This is a genomic window from Halopseudomonas pelagia, from assembly GCF_009497895.1.
GTDB classification, from domain to species: domain Bacteria; phylum Pseudomonadota; class Gammaproteobacteria; order Pseudomonadales; family Pseudomonadaceae; genus Halopseudomonas; species Halopseudomonas pelagia_A.
In genome coordinates this window covers 4,326,534-4,350,990 of sequence record NZ_CP033116.1, presented here as the reverse complement: position 1 = coordinate 4,350,990, position 24,457 = coordinate 4,326,534, and the positions used below count along the sequence as shown (strand labels likewise).

Annotated in this window: 16 protein-coding genes and 1 pseudogene; 16 read left to right on the top strand and 1 reads right to left on the bottom strand. The window is 57.5% G+C overall.

Annotation, left to right across the window (positions count from 1 at the left end; translation table 11 throughout):
* Positions 1-108: 108 nt before the first annotated feature.
* The 12 genes and pseudogenes from ilvA to EAO82_RS19885 form a co-directional block, all read left to right on the top strand.
* Positions 109-1,077: pseudogene (gene ilvA / locus EAO82_RS19940) on the top strand (threonine ammonia-lyase, biosynthetic); the annotation flags it as partial.
* 212 nt (positions 1,078-1,289) lie between these two features.
* Positions 1,290-1,631 (top strand): FKBP-type peptidyl-prolyl cis-trans isomerase, encoded by a 342-nt coding sequence (locus tag EAO82_RS19935; protein WP_096346846.1) that lies wholly within the window; start codon positions 1,290-1,292, stop codon positions 1,629-1,631.
* A 203-nt stretch (positions 1,632-1,834) separates the two neighbouring features.
* Positions 1,835-2,656, top strand: a complete 822-nt coding sequence (locus tag EAO82_RS19930) for a hypothetical protein (protein ID WP_143520326.1) — start codon at positions 1,835-1,837, stop codon at positions 2,654-2,656.
* Between the two features lie 112 nt (positions 2,657-2,768).
* Positions 2,769-3,071, top strand: coding sequence for a hypothetical protein (locus EAO82_RS19925; RefSeq protein WP_096346844.1), 303 nt, complete (start codon positions 2,769-2,771; stop codon positions 3,069-3,071).
* Between the two features lie 135 nt (positions 3,072-3,206).
* Positions 3,207-3,593, top strand: a complete 387-nt coding sequence (locus EAO82_RS19920) for a DUF2946 family protein (RefSeq protein ID WP_096346843.1) — start codon at positions 3,207-3,209, stop codon at positions 3,591-3,593.
* 142 nt (positions 3,594-3,735) lie between these two features.
* Positions 3,736-5,766 carry a TonB-dependent receptor family protein gene (locus EAO82_RS19915; protein ID WP_096346842.1) on the top strand — a complete coding sequence of 677 codons (2,031 nt, stop codon included), beginning with the start codon at positions 3,736-3,738 and terminating at the stop codon, positions 5,764-5,766.
* Entirely contained in the window at positions 5,763-7,208 is a 1,446-nt protein-coding gene (locus tag EAO82_RS19910; RefSeq protein ID WP_096346841.1) for a hypothetical protein, read from the top strand. The genes EAO82_RS19915 and EAO82_RS19910 overlap by 4 nt, the downstream gene beginning before the upstream one ends.
* A gap of 192 nt (positions 7,209-7,400) precedes the next feature.
* A complete protein-coding gene (locus EAO82_RS19905) occupies positions 7,401-8,624 on the top strand; it encodes an efflux RND transporter periplasmic adaptor subunit (protein WP_096346840.1) in 1,224 nt (407 codons plus the stop codon).
* Entirely contained in the window at positions 8,621-11,794 is a 3,174-nt protein-coding gene (locus EAO82_RS19900) for a multidrug efflux RND transporter permease subunit (RefSeq protein WP_096346839.1), read from the top strand. Before EAO82_RS19905 ends, EAO82_RS19900 begins: the two co-directional genes overlap by 4 nt.
* Positions 11,787-13,196 carry an efflux transporter outer membrane subunit gene (locus EAO82_RS19895; RefSeq protein WP_096346838.1) on the top strand — a complete coding sequence of 470 codons (1,410 nt, stop codon included), beginning with the start codon at positions 11,787-11,789 and terminating at the stop codon, positions 13,194-13,196. The genes EAO82_RS19900 and EAO82_RS19895 overlap by 8 nt, the downstream gene beginning before the upstream one ends.
* Positions 13,197-13,353: 157 nt before the next feature.
* Positions 13,354-14,508 carry an efflux RND transporter periplasmic adaptor subunit gene (locus EAO82_RS19890; protein ID WP_218838616.1) on the top strand — a complete coding sequence of 385 codons (1,155 nt, stop codon included), beginning with the start codon at positions 13,354-13,356 and terminating at the stop codon, positions 14,506-14,508.
* Positions 14,505-17,597 (top strand): efflux RND transporter permease subunit, encoded by a 3,093-nt coding sequence (locus tag EAO82_RS19885; RefSeq protein ID WP_096346837.1) that lies wholly within the window; start codon positions 14,505-14,507, stop codon positions 17,595-17,597. The genes EAO82_RS19890 and EAO82_RS19885 overlap by 4 nt, the downstream gene beginning before the upstream one ends.
* A gap of 142 nt (positions 17,598-17,739) precedes the next feature.
* Here the strand turns inward: EAO82_RS19885 and EAO82_RS19880 are convergent, their stop codons facing one another.
* Positions 17,740-18,507, bottom strand: coding sequence for a hypothetical protein (locus EAO82_RS19880; protein WP_096346836.1), 768 nt, complete (start codon positions 18,505-18,507; stop codon positions 17,740-17,742).
* A gap of 869 nt (positions 18,508-19,376) precedes the next feature.
* On the opposite strand from EAO82_RS19880, the gene EAO82_RS19875 reads away from it, so the two are divergent.
* The 4 genes from EAO82_RS19875 to EAO82_RS19860 all read left to right on the top strand — a co-directional run bounded on the left by EAO82_RS19875 (position 19,377) and on the right by EAO82_RS19860 (position 24,440).
* On the top strand, positions 19,377-21,779 hold the full coding sequence (locus EAO82_RS19875; RefSeq protein ID WP_096346834.1) for a DDE-type integrase/transposase/recombinase: 2,403 nt from the start codon (positions 19,377-19,379) through the stop codon (positions 21,777-21,779).
* Positions 21,772-22,830 carry an ATP-binding protein gene (locus tag EAO82_RS19870; RefSeq protein ID WP_096346833.1) on the top strand — a complete coding sequence of 353 codons (1,059 nt, stop codon included), beginning with the start codon at positions 21,772-21,774 and terminating at the stop codon, positions 22,828-22,830. Before EAO82_RS19875 ends, EAO82_RS19870 begins: the two co-directional genes overlap by 8 nt.
* Entirely contained in the window at positions 22,827-24,101 is a 1,275-nt protein-coding gene (locus EAO82_RS19865) for a TniQ family protein (RefSeq protein ID WP_096346832.1), read from the top strand. The genes EAO82_RS19870 and EAO82_RS19865 overlap by 4 nt, the downstream gene beginning before the upstream one ends.
* Positions 24,102-24,176: 75 nt before the next feature.
* Positions 24,177-24,440 carry a BPSL0761 family protein gene (locus EAO82_RS19860; RefSeq protein ID WP_096346831.1) on the top strand — a complete coding sequence of 88 codons (264 nt, stop codon included), beginning with the start codon at positions 24,177-24,179 and terminating at the stop codon, positions 24,438-24,440.
* Positions 24,441-24,457 lie beyond the last annotated feature (17 nt).

Genomic DNA, 24,457 nt, shown 5'->3' with positions numbered 1-24,457 from the left:
ATGTCACTTTCCTCTTTCCAACTGAGTTCCGCTCGAGCCTGGCCTGCGGGCGCGAGTTCGCTTTCCGATCCGGATACGGTCGGCGACGACCCGGGGCTACGCCAGCAACTGCTGCGCGATACGGTCACGCAAATCCTGTCCGCGCCGGTGTACGACGTTGCGATCGAAACGCCGTTGCAGCCGGCGGCACGGCTCACGGCGGCGCTCGGTAATCAGGTATTGCTCAAGCGTGAAGACCTGCAGCCGGTGTTCTCGTTCAAGATCCGTGGAGCCTATACCAAGGTCTCGCGATTGAGTGCAGAGGCGCGCGCCAGGGGCGTTGTCACTGCTTCTGCCGGTAATCATGCTCAGGGTCTGGCATTGGCAGCGCAGAAACTGGGGATCGTCGCCGTCATCGTCATGCCTGTCAGCACCCCAGCGATCAAGGTTCACGGCGTACGCTCCCGGGGCGCTCAGGTACTGCTGCACGGTGATGCTTTTCCCGAGGCGCTGGCCTTTGCGCTGGCTTTGGCCGAAGAGCGCGGGCTGACCTTCGTCCCGCCCTATGACGACCCGGCAGTGATTGCCGGTCAGGGCACCGTTGGTGTTGAAGTCTTGCGGCAGCATAGCGGCCAGTTGGACGCGATATTTGTCCCGGTGGGCGGCGGTGGCCTGATCGCCGGTATTGCGGCCTATGTGAAGTACTTGCGCCCGGATATCCGGGTGATTGGTGTGGAGCCCGAGGATTCAAACTGCCTGCAGCAAGCGTTGGCGGCGGGTAAACGGGTGGTATTGCCCAAGGTGGGCACTTTTGCCGATGGTGTGGCCGTGGCCCAGATCGGCGCGCACAATTTCGCCCTGTGCCGGCACTGGGTTGATGAAGTGATTACCGTCAGCACCGATGAAACCTGCGCGGCGCTGCGGGATATTTTCAATGATACGCGCTCTATCACGGAGCCTTCTGGCGCACTGGCAGTGGCCGGATTGAAAAAATATGTGGCTCGCGAGCAATGCCGTGATCAGGTGCTGGTTGCTATCAATTCCGGCGCCAATATCAACTTCGATAGCCTCGGCTATGTGATCGAGCGGGCCGGGTTACAGGGACTGAGCGAGTGATCAGCTGTGCCGCTAGAGAGCGAAGTGGGTGAGGACACCCGGAGCCGGAAAAATAGCCGGGCGTGCGTTTGGAGAAAGACGGCAATTTGCACTTGTCGGCGAAACTCGATCCCCAATTGGAGCTCAGAGGTTAATTGTGACCACAGCAGCTGTCCACCAGTCACAGTTTGAGCACCCCAATGAATAGGTGATGTATGAGTGAAGAGCTTGAAGTAACCGATATCCTGGTTGGTGAGGGTAAGGAAGTAGTCAAGGGCGCATTGATCACGACCCAATACACAGGCATGTTGGAAGACGGGACGGTGTTCGACTCCTCCTATGATCGTGGCAAGGCCTTCCAGTGTGTGATAGGTACCGGGCGGGTAATCAAAGGCTGGGATCTAGGCATGATGGGCATGAAGGTTGGCGGTAAGCGCAAACTTTTTGTCCCGGCGCATCTGGGCTACGGTGCCAGCCAGTTCGGCCCCCATATCAAACCGAACTCAAACCTGGTATTTGAAGTCGAGCTTCTGGAAGTGTTGACCCGCGAGGATTGACTGTCGCTAGCGGCCGATTGACGCAGAGAGGGACTTGGCCAGCTAAACTGCTTATCATGCGCGGCTCGCCAGCCGCATGCTGGCTTACTGGCTGTCATCAAGGACGTGAAGTGATTTTCCATCGCATATTATCGGCCGCCAGCTCCTGGCTAGCGCTGTTATCTGTAGCAGCATTCGCCCACGCTGCCTCAGCCGGTACAGACTTGAGTGGTTCCGCAGCGCCGCTGCGCTCGGCCGACGCGTCAGCCAAGGAGGTGGTGCTTCATCTTGGCGGCACGCCGGCAGCCTTTGCCTATATTTCCAGCTTACTGACCCGCACACTTGAACAGCAAGGCCACAGCGTGCGCGTTCACAATGTGGGCAATTTTCCAACCACGCGTCTGGAGGTCATGCTCGAACACGGCGAGATCAGCGCATTTATTCTGGGGCGAACGCCGCAGCGTGATGGAAGGTTCCTGCCGGTCAATGTGGGCATGACTGACGATCTGGTCAATCAGCGTATTTTGTTCATTCCCAAGGGCGCTCAGGTCATCTATGACAAGGTTCAGACGCTTGAGGATTTCAGACAGTTGGGCTTAGTCGCCGCCTTGGGTGTCGCCTGGGCTGATAACGATATCTGGGTAGCGAATGATTTGCCGTTACGGACCCTGGGCGGAGATTGGAAACGACTGTATGAAATGGTCGCCTCGCAGGATCGGGGGATGGATTATCTGCCACGCGGGGCCCACGAAATGGCGGAGGAATGGCGCCTTCATCCGGACCTGGACGTAGAGCGCAATCTGGTGCTGGTTTACGACCAGGACCACATCATGTACGTGTCACCGACTGATCTCGAGCTGCATACCCTGTTTCAGGGCTTGCTGGTTCAGGCGCGCGATTCGGGGTTGATAGCCGAGTTGGCGGCCGAATTTTTTGCCGATGTAAAGAAACCGCCGGTAAGCCTGGAGGAACGACGGGTAATTGATCTGCGCCTGCCGCGATCACCTCAGTATCCGCAAAGTTGGGCTATCGAACCGGGCAGGTGATGAGTTGTCCAACCCATGACGGGATCGTGACCGTTCAACGGACGAGTCTGTAACAGCCTTCCCATTGGCTGAACCAGATTCATGAAAACGGCATTGGGAAGGAGAATCACCCATGGTTACTCATTACAAAACGGCTGGGCACCTCGCCTGTGGAAGTGAAGGTTCGCATCTGGAGTCCACCAATAAGGTCAGTCGCGTCAAATGTCGCAACTGCCGCCGGACTGAAGCATTCCAGGAAGCGCAGCGCCGCTCGCGCAACGCTAAACGCCGCGCTGCCAGCAAGACCAAGGCAGTCAAGAAAACCGAGACCCAGCAGCCAACATTTGATTGGCGTGGCTTCTGGACCGACAAACTGACAGCCATGCCGGGTACTCAGCGCTTGCCTCGAGGCTTTGGTGATCAGGCTTACGTCTGAGCTCAGTCGGCCTGCGGCACCTGCCGCAGGTTTCATATTTGCCCCTGGCAAAGCGCCGAATCGGCGCGGCTTGAAGCAGCAACGAAGCTGAAGCAGTGATAGCGCGGGCGAAATGCTCGGTGCTATATTTCGAGCATGACAATTACCCGATCCCAACGCGCCCATGTTGCCCTGATGCTGTATTTTTGCATCATGCTCAGCGCATTCCATTGCAGTATGGGGCACGGACAGATGTCTGCGTTACAGCTCAATGGTTCTGGAATCCTGTTTTGTAATACCGATAACCCCGGCTTGTCGGGCGTAGACCTTTTACTCGATCCCTCCGCGGTTGGCGCCACTGCCAGCGTCGACTGCTCCCTGGTGTCCTCCTTCGTAGCGCTGGCGCTCGCCGCTTTTTTTGGTCTGCTGGGCTGGTTGGCACTACGCCATAGTCCACCTGCGTTGTATCTGTTTCTGGCGAACAAGCCCCACCGTGTCGCCTGGCCTCCAGCCAATCCTCGAGCTCCTCCGCTGTTCGCCTGAATCCTATACCGCTGTCTGGCGCTTTGCCCGGCAGCTGCTGATAACGGTTTAAGCGAATCAACGCCTGGCTAGATTGCGCGACTGAGCGCGGGTACAGGCGTATGGAGGATTTACCATGGATTGTCTTTCAAGGTCAGGCCTGATGGCCTGCAGCATTTGCGTTGCCATTCACCCTGTTGCTTACGCCGAGGCGCAAAGTGACATCTTGCGTTTACCCGATCAGACGGTCTCGGTCAGCCGCCAGAGCGATCCGACCGCACCCACGCTCAGAGACAAGCGGGCCACCTTCGCGGCTATTCCGGGCGGTGCCTCGATCGTCGATGCCGAGACCTACAAAACCGGGCGCAGCAGCACTCTGCAGGATGCGCTGGGATTGACTACTGGTGTTTTCGTGCAGCCGCGCTTCGGTGCTGAGGAGGCGCGGCTTTCGATCCGTGGTTCAGGCCTGCAGCGCACCTTCCACGGCCGCGGCCTGTTGTTGATGCAGGACGGTGTGCCAGTAAATCTGGCCGATGGCAGTTTCGACTTCCAGAGTATCGAGCCGTTGGCCAGTGACCACATTGAGGTGATGCGCGGCGCCAACGCCTGGCGCTATGGCGCGACCAACCTCGGCGGGGCGATCAATTTCGTCAGCCCGACGGGCAAGACCGCTGCGCCCGTAGACTTGCGCTACGAAGGTGGCAGCTTTGGCTACCGTCGATTGTATGGCGCCTTCGCCCAGGACTTTGGCAACTGGGACGGGTTCGTCAGCCTGTCGCATTCTGAGCAGGACGGCTATCGCGAGCACGCGCAGCAGGAAAACCAGCGGTTATTTGCCAATCTGGGCGGGCGCATTAACCGGCGCATTTCCACGCGCTTCTATCTCACCCATGTGGATACCGATTCGGCCTTGCCCGGTAGCCTGACCCGAGCGCAACTGCGTGACGACCCGCGCCAGGCAAACCCAGGCAGTGTGGCGGGCGACAATCGCCGCGATTTCATCCTTAACCGCTTGGGCAATATGACGGTCCTGGCCCTCGACGGCGGGCACAGCCTTGAGCTAAGCAGTTTTTACAGCGAAAAATCCCTGTTTCATCCGATCTTTCAGGTTCTGGACGTGGACACGGAAGATATGGGCGTTCGGCTGACGCATCGTTGGGCTAATGATGCGGGCTGGCGTTGGAGCATGGGCGCCGAGGTGGTGGAAGGGCGCAATACCGATCAGCGTTATATCAACCTGGGTGGGCAGAAAGGCCCGCGTGTTAACGCGTTACGCCAGACCGCCAGCAACCTGAATGCCTTTGCCGAGTTGGAAGTGTCGGTAGCCGAGCGCTGGGCGGTAATCGGCGGGCTGGCCTGGATGCGTCAGGAGCGTGATGTCGATGATCGGCTGCAGTGTAACGCCTTCGTCACCGCGGTGTGTGTGCCGCAGGATGAGTCCTTCAACAACACCTACCGCGGCGAGCTGGGTCGGCTGGGGGTACGGCATGATCTGGCCGAAGGCGTGCAGCTGTTCGCCAATATCAGCCAGAGTGTCGAACCACCGACCTTCAGCGAGTTGACCGGCGGGCAGTTGATCAGCGCCAACGACGAGCAGCGGGCTAATACGCTGGAAGTCGGCCTGCGCTGGAGCCGTGCCAACCTGGAGCTTGATCTGGCCGCTTACCGTAGCGAGATCCGTGATGAGTTATTGGCGCTGAACGATGCCGCCGGCGACCCTGAGGGTACCGTGAACGCCGATCGCACGCTGCATCAGGGGCTCGAGCTGGGCGGCGCGCTGACGCTTGGCAAGGTGGTCGTACGTGGGCAGTACTTGTTCAACGACTTCCGTTTTGACGATGATCCGGTGTATGGCAGCAACCGCCTGGCTGGCGTTCCGCGTCAGTTCATCAAAGGCGAGGCGCTGTGGCAGCAACGCGGCTGGTATGCCGGTCCGACCTTCGAGTGGGTGCCAAGTCACTACGCAGTGGATCATGCCGAGACGTTATACGCCGAAGGGTATGCGACCTGGGGTCTGAAAGCGGGTTATCGGCAGAGGCAGGGGTTGGGCTTCTTTGTTGAGGGGCGCAACCTGTCAGATCGCAACTACGTCGCTACGACTGGCGTGGTGGCCGATGCTGACGGCGCTGACAGCGCGCAGTTCATGCCCGGCGACGGTCGCGGTCTGTTCGCCGGCCTGGAGTGGCGGCTATGAACAACGCTGCCGTCAGCGGGGCGCGCGCTCCGCGCTGGCGGCAATGGTTACTTCGGTTGATGCCCTGGCATCGGCGGCTGGCGATACTCGCCTGCGTCGGCATATTCAGTTGGGCGGGTAGCGGCATGCTCCATCCATTGATGAGCTTTATGCAGGCGCGTCCCGCGACTATGTCGCCACCGCAACAGGCCCTGCCGCTGGATAAGCTGCTCGCGCCAGCGGCGGTGCTGGGAGCGGCGGGTATAGACAAGGTGCAGGGCCTGCGATTGGTGCAGATCGAGGGCGAGCCTTACTATCAGGCGCGTCTGCCCAGCGCCGACGAGCCACGCTACTGGCATGCCCGCAACGGCAACAACGCTGACGTGTTGGCCCGGCACGCCGAAGCCCTGGCCAGGCATTATCTGGCATCAGACGAACCCTTGGCCTATGCCGGCACGCTAACCGGTTACGACGGGGAATATGCCTTTATCAATCGGCTGCTGCCGGTGGCGCGGGTGGATACCGGCCGGGAAAACCGGCTGCGACTGTACCTTGATCTCTACCATGATCGGCTTGGCACACTGGTGGATCAGCGCAAGGCCTGGTTCAGTGGTTTTTTTCAGACGCTGCACAGTTTCGGTTGGTTGGAAGCGGCTGGTCCGTTGCGGCCGCTGTTGATGTTTGTGTTGTTGGCCTGCGTTATGTCAGCAACCCTGCTGGGGCTGGGTATATTCGTCGCGCGCAAGCGTGCGGCAAGCGGAATACGCCGTTGGCATGGTTGGGCCGGGCTCGGTCTGGCGCTGGCAACGCTGAGCTTTGCCAGCAGCGGCGCCTATCACCTGCTGCATAAGCAGCGTGCCGAACCTATGCCCAGGCCTTTTCACGCCAGCTTTGCTGTTGCTGACCTGGCTGCGGCGCCCGAGCAGGCATGGCTGCTGCCCGGCGAAAGCCTCTACCAACTCAGCCTGATCGCGCTTGACGGCCAGCCGGTGTGGCGCGCGCAGGGTAATCAGTACGGCGTCATGGACAGCCTGCATTACCTGAACGCAACTGGCGATGAAATGACCGACGACACCCCGCGCCGCTACGCTAGCGAGCGACTGGACCATTACGCCCAGGTGCTGGGATTGGGCGAGGGCGGCGAGCCGGCGATGCAGCACGGCTTCGATCATGAGTACGGCTTTGTGTTCAAGCGTCTGCCAGTGTTCAAGCGGGAATACACCGACGCTGCCCATACCACGCTGTTTATCGACCCGTTGGACGGCGCTCTGGCAGCCCGCGTGCAGGATGCTGATCGGCTTGAAGGCTGGGTCTTCGGTTATCTGCATAAATGGGAACTGCTTGGATTGTTCGGCAACGATGTCAAGCACGCTGTGGTGGCGCTGCTGGGACTGTTGCACGTGATCTTGGCGTTAATTGGTTTGAGTCTTTTACGCAGGTCGTTGAGAAGGGCGCCACGATAGACTTCGTCAGCGCAAGCAGACACGCCTTGTAGCAACTCAGTCGGGTCTGGAGATAAAACTAGAGTTGATTGTCTAGTTCTGCTTGGCGTGCCAATGGCATAATTGCAGCGGCTGCATTTGCTGACCAAGTTGGGCTTTGTAGGGCCAGCACGCTGTAGAGCTCTGCCACCTTATTATCAAAAGGATTACTCAATGCGCGATCGAACCGCCTCCAGGGCCTTGCTCCTTCTCTCGGCTTTGTTACTGGGCGCTTGTGATAGCGAAGAGGCTGGACCGGCAGCTGCTCAGGCGCCACCGGCGCCGGAGGTCCAGGTTCAGGTGATGCGTACTGAGGCGGTGGACAACATCATTGAAGTGCCAGGCCGCGTACAGGCGGTGCGCACAGCGGAAATTCGCGCGCGGGTCGACGGGATTATTCAGCAACGGCTGTATCGTGAAGGCAGTGATGTGGAGGCTGGCGCAGAGTTGTTCGCCGTCGACCCGCGTGAGATGCAGGCCAGCCTCAGCGCAGTCAAGGCAACACTGGATCGTGCCCAGGCTACCGCAGCCAACGCGGCTCAGGACGTGGAGCGCTACAAAGGCTTGGTAGAAGAGCAGGCGATCAGCCAACAGGAATACGACACCGCGGTCGCTCGTCTGCGCACCGCGCAGGCGGATGTCTCGCAGGCCAAGGCGCAACTGGATGCCGCGCAGCTGGACCTGGACTACACCACAATCAGTTCTCCCATCGCCGGCCGCGCCGGGCGCGCGGAGGTAACCGAAGGTGCTCTGGTGAGTGCCGCCAACGGCACATTGCTGACCACCGTGGAACAATTCGATCCGGTTTACGTGAATTTTTCCCAATCCAGCTCAGAACTGCTGTCCATTCGCTCACAGCTGGCGTCCGGGGAACTGACGCGTCCGGAGAATGGGGATGTCGCAGTCACGCTGACATTGGAAAATGGCAGTGAGTTCGACCAGGTCGGCAAGTTGAATTTCTACGCGATGACGATTGATCAGGCGACCGGCACCGTAGCCTTGCGCGCTGAATTTCCCAACCCTGACCGCCTGTTATTGCCCGGCCAGTTTGTCAACGCACGCATTCAGGCAGGTACCCGCGAAGAGGGCATGATCCTGCCCCAGCGCGCAGTGCAGATGACTGAGCAGGGTCCGACGGTGCGGCTGGTCAATGCGGAAGATATTGTGACGGTGCGACCCGTCGAGGTGGGCGCGCAGCGCGACGGCAAATGGATTATCACCTCAGGACTGGAGCCTGGAGATCGCGTGATTATTTCCGGGCTGCAGAAGGCGCGTCCCGGCCAGAAAGTGCGGGTTGCTGAAGCTGAGAAGTCCAATGCGGGTGCGCCCGGCGCGCCTTCACAGGCCAGCGCTGACGAAGCTCGCGGAGCAGAAAGTGAGGGGACTGACGCCCCATGACTCCGCACTTCTTTATCAAACGCCCGGTCTTCGCCTGGGTTATTGCGCTGATTATCGGTCTGGGCGGGTTGCTGGCGCTGAACGATCTGGCCGTGGAGCAATATCCAAGCATTGCGCCACCCTCACTGAGCATCAGCGTGACCTACCCGGGGGCGGATGCCTCGGTGCTGGAAACCAACGTCACGCAGATCATCGAGCAGGAGTTGAACGGCGTTGAAGGCTTTCTGTACATGCAGGCCACAAGCCGTTCGAACGGTAGCGCCTCTATTGAACTGACCTTCGAGTCCGGTACTGATATAGACAACGCGCAGATGGAGGTGCAGAACCGCCTCAGTCGCGTGGAGCAGCGGTTGCCCGAGGAGGTCAGGCGCCAGGGAGTGCAGGTTAACCAGGCATCCTCCAGCTTTCTGATGATTGTCGCGCTGACGTCCAAGAACGGTGAAAACTCGGCTCTGGAATTGGGCAATTTTGCCTCGGCCCGGGTCGTAGATGAGCTCCGGCGAGTGCCCGGTGTGGGCGATATCAGAGACTTTTCCACGCAATATGCGATGCGTATCTGGCTGGATCCTGACAAGCTCGCCAGCTTCGGTTTATCTCCAGCCGATGCCCTTGCAGCGGTGCGCGAACAGAATAGCCAGTCCGCGGGTGGTGCCTTGGGTGATTTGCCTAACGCCGAGAATATCGAAATCACCGCGACCATTCAGACCCAAGGCCGGATGAGTAAGCCCGAGGAGTTTTCGCAGATCATTCTGCGGGCCAATTCCGACGGCTCGGCTGTTCGTCTCGATGATGTCGCTCGCATTGAGCTTGGTGCGGAGAGCTATCTGACCCGCTTGGAAATCAATGGTCAGCAAGCCGCGGGTATGGCGGTGCAATTGACCCCAGGTGCCAATGCGCTGTCAGTCGCGGAGGGCGTGAAGGACCGCATGGCTGAACTGGAGAGTGGATTCCCCGAAGACATCGGTTGGATCGTTCCTTACGACAGCACGCCTTTTATCAGCGCATCAATCAAGGAAGTGCTGATCACTTTGTCTATCGCCATGCTGCTGGTATTTCTGGTGATGTTCGTGTTTCTGCAGAGTTGGCGCGCCACCGTTATCCCGACCATTGTCGTCCCCATCGCGTTGGCTGGCGCTTGCATGGGGCTGTGGCTGTTCGGCTTTTCGATCAATCTGCTGAGCCTGTTCGCGATGATCCTCGCTATCGGTACCCTGGTGGACGATGCCATCGTGGTGGTCGAGAACGTCGAGCGCTTGATGGAAGAAGAGGGCTTGAGTCCTTACAAGGCTACCGTCAAGGCGATGGACCAAGTGACTTCGGCGGTGATCGGTACCACCCTGGTATTGATCGCGGTGTTTCTGCCAATGGCCTTCTTCCCCGGTTCTACCGGCGGCATCTATCGGCAGTTTTCGGTGACGCTGGCGATATCGGTTGGCGTGTCGACGATTCTGGCGCTGTCACTGACTCCCGCTCTCTGCGCAGCGCTCTTGCGTCCGCCGGTTCCCGAGGGTGGGCGTCCGCCGCTAGGCAAACGGATATTCGCGCCTTTCAACCGCTTTATCGAGCGCACAACGTCGCGTTACCAGGGCGGTGTGGGCGCCATCCTGGTTCGACCTCTGCGCTTTCTTCTGCTGTTCGTCGCCTTGGTGGTGATCGCCGGCCTACTGTTCTTGCGCTTGCCGGGCAGTTTCATCCCCGCCGAGGATCAGGGCTCGATGATTACTGCGGTGCAGGGCCCTTCCGGTTCTACCGCCGACCGTACTGACTTGGTCGTGGAAGAGGTTAAAGCCTATTACGACCAGTTACCCCAGGTCGATAACGTGGTGTTTATCAAGGGTTTCAGCTTCTTTGGCCAAGGCCAGGCACACGCCATGGCATTTGTCAGCCTGCTGCCCTGGGATGAACGGCCAGGCGTGGAAAACAGCGCCCAGACTCTGGTGCAGAAAGCCATGGGAGCGTTGAGCACTATCAAGAATGCCACTGTCTTTGTGTTGAATCCGCCGTCGATTCCCTCTCTGGGTGTGGCTGGAGGTTTTACCTTCAAGTTGCAGGACCGCTCCGGTGCTGGCACCGACGCATTACTGGAGGCACGCAATCAACTGCTCGCGGCGGCCAGTCAGAGCGAGGTGCTCACCGGGGTCCGGCCTGAGGGTGAAGAAACAGCTCCGCGCCTGCGCGTCAATGTGGATCGGATCAAGGCACGAGCACTGGGCCTGTCGATCAGTGATATCAATTCCACGCTGAGCATTACCTTCGGCAGTGCCTACGCTAACGATTTCAGTCGGGAAGGCCGCATCCACCGGGTGATGCTTCAGGCTGATGCGCCTTTCCGCATGACCCCGGAAGATGTGCTGGATCTCACCGTGCGTACCGATGAGGGCGATATAGTGCCCTTTGGTGCCTTTACTTCAGTTTCCTGGACGGCGGGCTCGCCTCAGTTGCAGCGCTATAACGGCTACCCGGCCACGACCATTTCCGGCAGCGCGGCGCCTGGGCGTTCTTCCGGCGAGGCGATGGACGAAATGGAGCGTCTGGCGGCGGACCTGCCGGAAGGCTTTGGTTTTGAATGGACTGGATTGTCCTACGAGGAGCAGCAGGCATCTGGTCAGGTAGGCGCGTTGATGGGGCTGTCAATTCTGATCGTTCTGCTGGTATTGGCGGCGCTGTACGAGAGCTGGACTATTCCACTGGCGGTGTTGCTGGTTGTGCCCTTGGGCGTGCTCGGCGCAGTGCTGTTTTCGATGACACGCGGGCTGCCATCGGACGTCTACTTCAATGTCGGCTTGATCACGGTGATCGGCTTGTCAGCCAAGAACGCCATTCTGATCATCGAGTTTGCCATTGAGGAAGAAGGCAAGGGCAAGTCGCTGATGGACGCCACCATGGCCGCCGTCAAACTGCGTTTGCGGCCGATCCTGATGACCTCGCTGACCTTTATTCTTGGCATGCTGCCATTGATTGTTGCCACCGGCCCTGGGGCGGCAAGTCGCATTGCGGTAGGTACCGGGGTAATGGGCGGCATGATTATGGCCACGGTGTTGGGCGTGTTCTTTACGCCGTTGTTCTACCTGGCGGTCAGACGTTGGCTGACCCGCAAGAAGCCTCCAGGCGCCGAGATGGATGAAGACGAGCCGGGCCCGGCTGATGAGAAGGAGCCACGGCATGCATAAGTTCATTCCCTGTGTCCTGACGCTGGCGCTGGCTGGCTGTCAATTGGCTCCGGAATATCAGCGTCCTGATTCGCCGGTTCTGGAGTCCTATCCGGACGCTGAGTCTTTAACGGACGAGCGCGGATTCGTCGCCGCAGAGCTACCCTGGCAAGATTTTTTTGCTGATCCACAATTGCAGGTGCTGATTGGCCAGGCGCTGGAAAACAATCGCGATCTTCAGGCCGCGGTGTACCGTATCGAGGAGACGCGCGGGCTTTATCGGGTACAGAACGCCGAACGCTTTCCCTCGCTTGGTATTGGCGCCGATGCCACCCGTGGGCGTTTCAACCAGGGCACCGCGGCCGGCGTAGCAGGCAGGGGCGGTTCGATCAGCGAAACCTATTCGGTCAGCGCCACGGTCTCGGCATTCGAGCTGGATTTTTGGGGTCGAGTGGCCAATCTGTCCACCGCCGCCCGCGCGGAATACTTTGCCAGCATCGAAGCGCAACGCGCTTTCCGTCTTTCGCTGATCCGTGATGTGGCCACCACCTACCTGGGGCTGCGAGAGGCAGTGGAGCGTATCGCGCTGGCTGAGGCCACCGTGATCAGCCGGCGCGAAGGGTTGCGCATCGCCAAGGTACGCCTGGATGCGGGTATCACGTCGGCCCTGGACTTTAACCAGGCAGAAGCTCTGCTGACACAGGCCGAAACGCAGCTGGCGAGTATCATGCTGGCCCGCGCAGAAAATCAGAATTTGCTGGCGGTATTGACCGGGGGTGTGGTTGCAGAGCCTATGCCAGAGCCGTTATCGCTGGAGCAGCAGTCCAGCCCGCCGGCCTTGGATGCGGGTTTATCATCCAGTTTGCTAGTCAACCGTCCGGATATTCTCGCCGCCGAACAGCGCCTGATCGCGGCCAAGGCCAATATCGGCATTGCGCGCGCAGCCTTCTTTCCCCAGGTCTCGCTGATCGGCAGTTTTGGCTATGCCTCAAGCGAGTTGGACAACCTGATCAGCAGCAGTAATGAAACCTGGAGTATCGGGCCGAGTATTACGCTGCCGATCTTCGATTTTGGTCGTAACCGCGGCAACCTGACGGTCGCCCAGGCGCGCGACAATATTGCCATTGCCGAATATGAACGCACCATTCAGACCGCCTTCAATGAGGTCGCCGATGCGCTCGCAGGTCGGCGTTATCTGGCCGAGCAGGTCGACGCCCAGCGCCGCAATACCGAGACCTTGCAGCGCGTGGTCAATCTTGCGCGCAAGCGTTATCAGGAAGGCGTGGTCAACTATATCGAGGTGCTGGATGCCGAGCGGAGTCTGTTCGACGCAGAGCAGGCGTTTATCCAGACCCGGCGGGCTGAAGTGCAGAATCTGGTGGATCTCTACGTGGCACTGGGCGGCGGGACTTTGGAGCAATGATGCTTTACCGGCAGTTAATTATCGGGGTTGTGGGCGCAGGAAAAGTGCGTTTTGATACCGGCCGATGAGCTTGACGCCGCCATGCCTGTTGGATGGGGTTGTATGCCCCTGGATGCCGCCGCTCAATCTGGTTTGACTTTTTTGTAAGGAATTTTCCGTGAGTGCTGCTCTCAAGAACACGTTTTCCCGCCGGATTTCACCTGTTTGGCTCGCCGTTCTGATGGCGCTGGTGCTGGGTCTGTGGTTGCTGCTGGGCGAGAAGCGCAGCGCGCAGGACGAGGCTCCATTGGTTGGAGCCCCTGCCGAGGAGACCTTGCATCAGGTTGAAACCCGCTGGTCAGTGGCTCAGCCCTTGGCCAGAGAGCAAGTGCTGCAAGGGCAGTTGCAGCCATGGCAGCAGGTTGAGGTGATGGCCCAAGTGTCCGGCCGGGTGGAACAACTGTCCAGGCAACAGGGCGATCAGGTGTCGGCAGGTGAGGTGTTGCTGGAGCTGTCCGATGAAGGGCGCAGTATGCAATTGACCCAGGCCAGAGCCAATTACCGGCTGCGTCAGACCGAGCTGGAAAGCACTCGCAAACTGCGCGCCTCCAACTATGCCACCGAAACGGAAATAGTGCGGCTTGAGGGCGAGCTGGCCAGAGCCGGAGCCGAGCTTGAGGCGGCGGAATTGGCCGTGCAGTACAACCGGCCGGTTGCTCCGTTTGATGGGGTGGTTGATCGGCGCCACGTCGATGTGGGTGAGCTGGTGCAGTCTGGTGCCGAGCTTATGTCCGTGGTGAATGTGAAGCGCTTGAAGGCCACCGCGCACATACCGCAACAGGACGCCAGCAGGGTCGCCGTGGGGCAAAAGGTCACTCTGGAGGTGACTGGCGGGCGGCAACTCCAGGGGGTGGTCCGCTTTATCAGCTTGGCTGCCGATCCGCAAACCCGCAGTTTCTACGTTGAGATCGAGGCGCAGAACCCCGAGCTTTGGCGCGTGGCCGGTGGCAGCGCTACCTTGCGCATTCAGTTGCCGCCGGTACTGGCGCACCAGTTTTCACCGGCGCTGCTGCGGCTCGGCCCGGACGGCCAGCTGGGCGTGCATGCGGTGGACGAGAGTGGGCAGGTCATCAATTACCCGGTCCGGGTAGTAGCTATCACCAATGACGGCGCCACGGTGGAAGGTTTGCCTGAAAAGCTGCAGGTGATTACCCAGGGCGCGGGGTTTGTAGAGCCTGGGCAGCAAGTGGAAACCAAGCTAGTGTCCGCCTCGGACGCGGAATCGGAGGCGGTGTCGCCCCTTGCTCGGCCCGGTATGGGTGCCGCTGAATGAGTAGAGTGATCCACGCCGCGATTGATCGCAGCCGCGCTGTGATTACCTTGTTGGTATTTCTGTTCATCGGCGGGCTGGTTGCCTATAACGCCATCCCCAAGGAAGCCAATCCCGACGTCGCCATCCCGATGATGTACGTGTCACTGACACTGGACGGTATCAGTCCGGAAGATGCCGAGCGCCTGCTGGTAAGGCCGATGGAGCATGAGTTGCGCTCATTGGAAGGGGTCAAGAAGATGACCTCGGTCTCCAGCGAAGGCCACGCGTCAGTGATGCTGGAATTCGACGCCGGTTTCGACGCTGACAAGGCACTGACCGATGTGCGGGAGAAGGTCGATGCAGCGCGCAGCAAGCTGCCCAGCGAAGCCGACGAGCCCACCGTAAACGAAATCAACGTTGCGCTGTTTCCGGTGATGTCTGTGGGTTTGGCGGGACCGGTTTCGCAGAGTGAGTTGGTATTTATTGCGCGCCAGCTGCAGGAAGAAATCGAAGGTATTCCGGAAGTGCTGGAAGTGGAAATCGGCGGCGACCGGGAAGATCTGCTCGAGATCGTGGTTGACCCCCAGGCCCTCGAAACCTATGGCCTGGACTATATGGAGCTGTTCAACCTGGTGTCCAACAACAACCGCCTGGTGGCGGCTGGCAGCTTGGATACCGGTGAGGGCCGCATGTCAATCAAGGTGCCGGGCGTGGTCGAGGACCTGGACGACATGTTGAATATGCCGGTCAAGGTTGATGGCGATACGGTGGTGACCTTTGCTGACGTGGCTACTCTCAACCGTAGCTTCAAGGACCCGTTGGGCTTTGCCCGGATTAACGGACAACCGGCCATGGTGCTGGAAGTCAAAAAGCGCGCTGGCGCGAACATTATCTCGACTACCGAACAGACCCGCGCATTGATCGATGAAGCCAAGGAGTACTTTCCAGAAGGCCTGGAAGTGCACTACATCATGGACGAGTCCACGCAAGTCGAAAGCATGTTGTCTGATCTGCTGAACAACGTACTGACCGCCGTAGTGCTGGTGCTGATTCTGATTGTCGCCACCATGGGCGTGCGTTCCGCGCTGCTCGTGGGTATTACCATTCCCGGCGCCTTTCTCGCGGCGATTCTGGTGATTTATTTGATCGGTTTCACCATGAATGTGATCGTGCTGTTTGCGTTGATTCTGGTGGCCGGCATGCTGGTGGATGGGGCCATCGTAGTCAGCGAGCTGGCTGACCGGAATATCGCCGAAGGTCAATCTCCCCGGCAGGCCTGGGGCCACGCAGCAGAGCGTATGGCCTGGCCGATTATCGCCTCCACCGCCACCACCATCGTGGTGTTCGGGCCTTTGCTGTTCTGGCCCGGGATGGTCGGCCAATTCATGCGCTATCTGCCTGCGACCGTGATTATCGCGCTGCTCGCATCGCTGGTCATGGCGCTGATATTTCTGCCGGTACTGGGCTCACTCAAACGGCACAAGCCAGCGGTGACGGACGCAGGTGTCAGTCGCGCGGGCAGAGCCTATGGCAACCTGCTGGCAAAGTTCCTGCGGCGTCCGGGCAAGACCTTTGTCGGCATGTTGCTGGCGATGGTGGTTATTTTTATCGCCTATGGCAGCTTCAACCACGGTGTAGAGTTCTTTCCGTCAGTGGAACCTGAATCTGCGCAGGTACTGGTGCGGGCCAGGGGAGATCTGTCTATCCATGAGCGCGATGAGATATTGCAGCGGGTAGAGCAACGCTTGCTGGGCTTGTCTGAGGTAAAGGCGCTTTATGCGAGGTCGCTGGCGACTGCCAACAGTGAGCTTCCCCCGGATGTCGTAGGGACCGTACAGTTCCAGTTCACCGAGTGGCATGAGCGGCGTCGCGCGGCTGAGATTCTAAATGATATGCGCGTTCTGACCGAAGATATTCCCGGGATCATTCTCGAGTTTCGCGAGCAGGAAGGCGGACCGGCGGCGGGTAAGCCGATCGAGTTGCAGGTAACGGGAGTGGATCAGGATTCCATCGACGAAGCGGTCGAGCTCCTGGTTACGAAAATGAACAGCCTTGGCGGTTTTGTCGATATCGAAGATGACCGCAGTCTTCCCGGTATTGAATGGCGGGTGAACGTGGATCGTGCAGCCGCAGCCCGATTCGGTGCCGATGTGCTCACAGTGGGTAACGCCGTGCAAATGGTCACCAACGGCCTGTTGCTGGCGAAGTACCGCCCGGAGTACGCCAGTGATGAAGTGGATATCCGCGTGCGCTTTCCGGAAAACTGGCGCTCCATCGAGGAGTTGACTCGGTTGACCGTGCAGACCCCCAGGGGCCAGGTGCCCATCAGTAACTTTGTCACCGTGGAGCCTGCGCCTAAAACCAGTGTGATCAATCGGATCGATGGCAACCGCGCAGTCACCATCAAGTCTGATCTGGCTGACGGAGCTCAGGTGGGCGAACGTCTCAATGCGCTGCTCAATAGTGGTCTGGAGTTTCCGGCCGGGGTGCGTGTAAACACAGCGGGTGAGGGCGCAGATCAGCAGGAGGCTGCCAGCTTCCTCGCTACCGCCTTCGTTACCGCGATCTTCCTTATGCTGCTGATTCTGCTGATTCAGTTCAATAGCTGGTATCAGGCCATGCTGGTGATGTCGGCTATCGTGTTTTCTACCGCCGGCGTACTGCTGGGGCTACTGGTCAACAGCCAGCCTTTCGGTATCGTCATGGTCGGCATGGGTATCATTGGTCTTTCGGGCATAGTGGTGAACAACAACATTGTATTGATCGATACCTACAACCAGATCAGGGCCGCAGGCGCCTCGGCAATCGAAGCCGCACATGAAACCGGTTGCCTGAGGCTGCGCCCGGTGTTGCTCACCTCCATCACCACAGTGCTGGGCCTGATGCCGATGGTACTAGCCGTCAACGTCAATCTGCTGGAGCCGAGCCTGGGCTTCGGCGCACCGTCAACCCAATGGTGGACCCAGCTCTCCAGTGCCATTGCCGGTGGGCTGACCATAGCCACCGTACTGACGCTGTTTATTACGCCGTGCATGTTGGTGCTGGGCGACAATACCCGGGCATGGCTTGAGGATAGGCGCTCGAAGAAGACGGCCGTGGCTGAGGTTTAAGCGGAAATAGAACCGGGTTTTGTGGTGCTGGATGAATTGTGTTCTTACACCCATAGTTTGGCCGGAAGTTCTTACCATAGTTTGGCCACTGCGACTTGAAACTCGGGCGCAGTGTTAACTTCTTTCCATTTCCAGTTTCTGTTCAGTGGTCTTCCAGCACGACTCCGCAGCTTGAAAGGTGTCGGGCACGAGCGGAAATGCGCTTCCCTTCGTTCTCAAAAATATCCGTCAAATCACGATCGTCGGCAAGAGAAAGTGAGCTGGCAAATGCGCGTAAGCGGGCCCGATTGATATAGTTCGTCGTGCAGGGGCGCGACACAGTTTCCGCCACTCCTTTCTGCACGTACCGAGCCAGTAGATCGTTTGGCTCAACTGGCGCGCTATCGCTGTCGACTTGATAGATTTGCTTGGCCAGCCACCAAGCCAAGCGAGCTCGTTCTTTCCAGCGTCCGCTTATCGTCCCAGATTCCTTCGCGATCTCCAGGGTTTCTTTGAGCCGGATCGCTTCCGCCTGTCGATCAAAATCGGCTCTCATTGGAGACGGAACTTCCTGAAGCACTTGGAAGAATCTATCCCACAACACTTGGAGGAACTCATCTCGCACGGTTTCTAACGGAGTGCTTACGCTCAGCAAGGATGCCACATGAAGTGCAGCCCACGATGCCTCAACGTACTGGGCCAAGTTTGCGGTTGACTCCGCATGTCTGATCAGCGCCACAAGCGCCTCGAAAGCGCCTAAATCACCCTGTTTCCAAAGCGAATCAATAGTGCTGGGCGAAGATAACCATGGGTCCAGCGATTTGAAGTGTTTTGCGAGGTGAGGCCTAACTTTGCAGATCACCACAGCGAGATTTTCTTTTTCAACGTGATCGTCGCTGATCAGCGCCCATAGCGGCGCTTGTATCCACACAGACGACCCCGGGCACGCTCGCTCCACCCGACTAACGGTGCGTGGCGCGGGACAGATTAATCCACGCTTATATTTGTACCACCGGCAGGAGCTCGTCCTAGTGCCGTCTTTTCGCACTTTGATGCTTGCCGGTGATAGCAGCCTCTCTAAGCCATACGCGGTGGTTGCTCCTGACATTGCCTGAAGTGCTGCGTACCAAGTCCTGGTTCTGAGTGACCTTATGTGAGCGTTAGTCATCTATTTCCGGATCCAAAAAAGAAGCGGTTCCGCTTGCGCGGTCTCGCTGGGCCTTGCGCGGAAATGCTATGTGCTAGATTTCAAAGCAAAAACCCCAGATTGCCCTTTCGATTTTAGCAGCCGAACTGAATATCTGGTTCCTAGTTAAGCCTGTCTTTAGAATGTGACTACGAAACTGTGAATTTGGGGGGCCTATGTCACTGGCTGCAGAACTAGAAGCTTCTTTGATGAAAGAAGCGGGCCCACTTCTCACAGGCGATCTATTGGCAAGGAGTCTTGGATATCCATCACGCCAGGCATTTCGAAAAGCAGTCGAACGAAAAGCGGTCCCTGTGCCGATCTTTGAGATACCGCGTCGTAGAGGAAAATATGCTCTAGCTAGAGACGTTGCGCGCTGGATAGCCTCGCTGCGCGAGCAGCCAAACGAAGAAGAGGGGGGAGGTATGACGTAAAAACAAAAAACCGAAGCAAGCTATCGCTTGGCCTCGGCTCTTTGAAGGAGACATGCTCCGGTGTGGTAACCACAGTATCTCTCCCTCTTTAAAGCCGCGTCAAGCCCATCTATCCGAATAAATGGGTTCGGAGGCTCGCACGTGCGCTTTTAGCGCGGCCTCCGTCCAAGGGGGAGTTTTATGCTTACAGAAATAGAGATGCTTCACTACCAGAGCATTAGCTTTAACCTGTCGAGAAACGCAAAACAGTACATCCGAAATACGCGCGAATCCGAAGCTTCACGAATGGTGGGCACTCACGCTATATCCAACCTCGTAAGTTGGAGGGTTTCGTCCAAGATTAATCGATCGGTTTCGATAGAGAGTCGATCGGCGGAAACGGCCTTTTTCATTCTGAGCGAGTATGACAGCCGCGTATTGGAGCTTTGGGACCAGCCGGAGCCGAGAAAAGTTGAACGGCATGATAAAAACGGCCGGAAAATCCGATGCCAGTACAATCCGGACTTCCTGCTTCTGACTACGGATGGCCCGTTAGTCGTGGAGGTTAAGACTTCTGAAAGCATCGATGAGCTTGTAAGTCGCTACCCTTCGGACTGGGTTCGCCGGTCCAATGGTGTAGTTGGTTATCTTCCAGCGGAAACAGCATTCAGTGAGATAGGCATCCGATTCGAGGTGTTCGTATATTCGACGGATATGGCCTATCAGGTAGCAAATACCGAACTCATGCTGCAAGCGCGATCGAGTCCTCCGGTGCCTGCTCATGTTAGAGCGAAAGTGGTGTCGGCCTTGGAAGAGCAGTTCGCTTGGAGTCTCGACGAGTTGCGTCGTGCAGTCGGTTTAGACACCTTCGCACCACTCGTAAAGCTGATTGACGAGGGTGAAATAGTAGCGGATCTGCGCGGTGCGCTTCTCTCGGAGGCAGAGGGCTGCGTGGTGGCGCGCGATTCAAGGTTGTTAAGAGACGGACGTGAACTACTCAAAGCGGGTCAAGTGACGGGGCCGGTTAGCCAGCGAAGTGTCAGCATAACAAGGGTGCCGACTCTGAGGGATGCAGAACATGCCCTGAAAAGGCTGAGCGATTTGGAAGACGGACCGCAAAATCGGTCTACAAGACGATCGAAGAAGACCGTTTCGGATGGCGCCGTTTGCGGTCTCTCCCCGTTTCAGTCACTACTGCCAAAATATTATCAAAGCGGTAACCGTAGGCGGCGGCTGGGGCGCGAAGTTGAAGAGTTTTTAGCGCAATACCTGTCTGGAGAACATGCGAATAGTGCCGGGCTGTCGAAGTACCGATCATACGTCAGGTACAGGGTCATGGCGGCGGAGGTGCATCCAGGGCTGGATCCGGTAAGCCAGAAAACGTTCGATACCAGGTTGGGGCAAATGCCTGCTCGCTACGCCGCCCTGAAGCGGGGGGGCAAACGCGCGGCCAACGCGGTGGCAGATCCCACCGACCCGGAAAAGCGTGTTTTGCGTTCCCGCTTGCCCTGGGAGCGTGCCGCCATAGACCACTACCTTGCAGACATTTATGTCGTCGTCTACTCGTCCGACGGCACAGTGTATGTGGAGCGGCCTTGGGTTACTGCCATGATCGATCTCTACAGTTCTTACGTACTCGCGATAACCATCTCGTTTCTTTCTCCTTCCTCTCGTGCCGTTAGCAAGATTTTCCGGGAGTGCGTTCGGCTACACCGGCGCCTACCGGCCGAGGTTATAGTTGACCGAGGTGCTGAATTCCGCTCGACGTACATGGCATCTCTCACGGCTCACTACGGAATTACTTACACGCTGAGGCCGGCTTCGCATCCGCGTTTTGGCTCTCAGGTTGAGCGGTTCTTCGGGGAATTCAAACAACAATGGTTGTCGCAGCGTCCCGGGAATCTAGCTGACTACAAGGAGGCCAGGAGCGTTGACGGTAAATGTGCGCCAAAGAAGCGAGCCATTATGTTTCCAGCTCGGGCATTTGAAGAGCTAAAGGCTTTCTGCAATTGGAGGAACGGTAAGCTCAGAGGCGGTGAGCTTGTCGCAGCGGACACAGAATTCAAGCGCCGCCAAGCCTTGTACCCGTTCGTTGCGCGCGAGATCAACTATGACCTTGAGTTCATGATGATGACGGCGGTGGATTACAAAGCTTTCAAGGTCGATCAGACACGTGGGATTCATGTAGGGACCGATTGGTATTACGCACCTGAGCTAGCATCTGTCCGCGGAAGAAAGTCCTCTCTCCAGGTTAGGCTGGACCCCGAAAACCCACACGTAGTGTATGCGTGCATTAACCAACAGTGGGTTACCTGTGAAAGCACCGGAATGCGAGTATACAACGTCAAATCCGGGTCCCAGCAGCTAGGCGAGGGACTAGTCAAACTCGAGACCTATGGGCTTAAGAACAAAATACGAATGATGGACGACGAAGACCTCTGTCGAATTATTCGCTCATATTCCGTAGATGTCGGCGCTCCGGTTGAGCCAGCAGTTAGCGTCGATTTTGAGCAACACGAGGACGCACCCCTAGACCTGGACAGCCTGCTTTCCGAGTCGATTGACGATCTTGAGGTTGATAGCTGGAGTGCTTCCTATGACTAGGCCTCCCGCTGGTAATGTTCTGGAAATGAAAATTAGCCACAGGCAATGGACCAACGCTTTTAAAGAAGCGTTCGCCGTTCTTACCATGGCCAGTGCAGGTGACGTCGTCTGTATTGTCGGGCCTTCTAGAGCAGGAAAGTCTAGGCTGATTCACGAGCTGAGACGGCAGCTTGAGAATGGAAACGCTTTCACCGAGACTGGCCTGCTGCCGGTGATATGCGTGGAAGCAGTAAACGCCGGACCCAATGGCGCCTTTTCTACAAAAGCGTTCACTCTGCGATTGTTAGAAGCGGTGCGGCATCCGATGCTGAGCATGGACGGAGACGACGCCCTAACCTTAACCGCCGCCAACAAGATTGAGCGTTCGACTGAAAGCATACTCAGGCAAGCGCTAGAACGGGCTTTAAAACATCGTGGCGTACGATACTTATTCATTGATGAAGCACAGCATGTCCGATACGCCAGCAAGCAAAGCCAGGCTCCCTGCGCCGTCATGGATTCGTGGAAATGCCTGGCACAGACTGCTGGTCTCGTTCTGGTGGTTGTCGGGGCATATCCCATCTTGGAAGTGTTGCGAAACTCGCCGCACATGCTTGGGAGAAAAAAACAAATCCACCTCTCACGCTACGGGGCAGCAGAAGAAGAGATATTAGAATTTGCGAAAATCTGCCGGGCTTTCGAACAAGCGATGGGCGACAGTGTGCTATCAAATTTGCTCGTATCGCACACCCAATATTTGCACGAGCGAACGTGCGGGTGCATTGGTTTACTAAAAAGCTGGTTGAAGCATGCGTTGACGCTGGCGCATCTCAACGACTGCCAGTTAGATCTGCGGTTGCTCGAACAAACCATGATGTCTGATTCGGATTTGCTTGAAATCTCAAAGGAAATAGCCGAGGGCGAAAGACTTCTCTACAGCTCGCCTCGCAATCCTTCAAAAATTGTCACCAGCAGTCCCGCGGCGCCAAAAAAACCTGTAGGGAAGCCATTCAATCGCAACCCTAAACGCTACGAAAAGGGAAACCGATCTGGCGGCGGGGGTGCGGTATGAGCTTGTTTCGAATGGCTTTGGAGGGCGTCGGCTCCCCGGATGTCGAATCGTTCGCTTCTTATGTGCATCGTACAGCTCTAGAGCATGGCGTTTATGTAGGAGAAATTATTCGCTACGTGACTCGCACAGACGGGGAGCGTAAACCGATGTTCTTTTACAGGAAACCTCAAGAACTCGTCAGGCCAAGTTTGGCGACGACAGCTTTGGTGGCAGCGTTTGAGTCGGCTGCGTCTGTAACTCTAACGGAGGGTACTTTGTGGTTTATGAACGGGCCATTGAGCCTTTCTGGGGACGAAGTCATCGCTGGGTTCCGTTGGTGCCCCCATTGCTTTTCTGAAATGGCTACGTTTGGTATCCCTCCCTATTTCAAGCTCCTATGGCATATGGCTTCCGTTGTAGCTTGCCCGACTCACAAAACCCCTTTTGAACAAACATGCCCTTCCTGTGCTGAACCGCAGGAAACCTATCGAAAGCAATGGCCTCTGGATCATTGCCAGCTCTGTGGCGTCTCGCTCTGGGCGCATGCCGTGTCTCGACCCGCCTTAAGCTGCGGTACCAATTTTGATCGAGAGGATCACGACGTCATCCAGCTTTTCATCGACCTGGCGACTTGTCGCCCGAATAGTTTGCCGGATTCAGGGCCACGAATCTCCTTGGAAAAGATCTTCGATCACTACTGGAGATATGACATGGAGCAGGAGCTATATGACCTTCTATCACGAGACGTGCTGCTCAGTGCTTTGCATTCAGAAACAAAGATGAGTTTCCAGAGCGCTAGGCGCTTCGCATATATGCTCGGGATCCCTCTCTTCCCTTTGCTGGCTGGGGAAGCGCATCTCTGTTCAGGGATTTTGAGTGCTGCCTGGGTATGCGAGCTAAAGCCAAGCTTCATGCTCACGCGCCGAAGGAGCCAAACCGACCACCCTAGGATTCTTCGTGCATTGAAGCGGGCGCTAGCGAGCGAAGCGTTGCCTCCAACCATTCCAGAATTAGCAAGTCGGTTATGGGTCTCGGTCGGCTATCTCGAGTATCGGTATGCTCCGATTGTAGCGAGGCTGCGAGCCGTCAGGAGGGACTTGTTAAGGAAAGAAAGAGAAAGGATGCTGTTGACCGCCCGAAACGCAGCAGTTGCGCATTTCGCCGACGAATTGACAGGAGGTTGCTCGCTTTCTCGTAAGCAGGCATATCGACAGCTACGAAGCGTAACTGGCCTCCCCAAATGGGTGCTGAAGAACGCGATCCAGGACGCATATTCGGCGCTACACGGCTGAGCCCCAATTATTGAAAATTATTACCGGAACAATAATCGCTCTGGCATAAGGGTCCGAGCTAAAAAAGGAGTCCGTATGACCTTGCCAAGTGAACGTAGTCGCAGCGTCAAGCAAACCGGAGAATTCCTACAGGAATTAGTTCGGAATCCATGCATGCCGGAGGAAATTAAGAGGGAAGCAAAGCGTCTGCTGCGCCACTATCCCTCTGCCGAAGATGTGCTGAGAGTCGGGCAGCTGGAAGATTATTTGTTTAGTGAACAGCATGATGACAAGGCGAGGGATCTCTTTATGGCGATCTACCATCCGAGGTTTGGAAGCGGTGGCGACAGTGGGAGCTAGACAGGTCGCATTGGGCT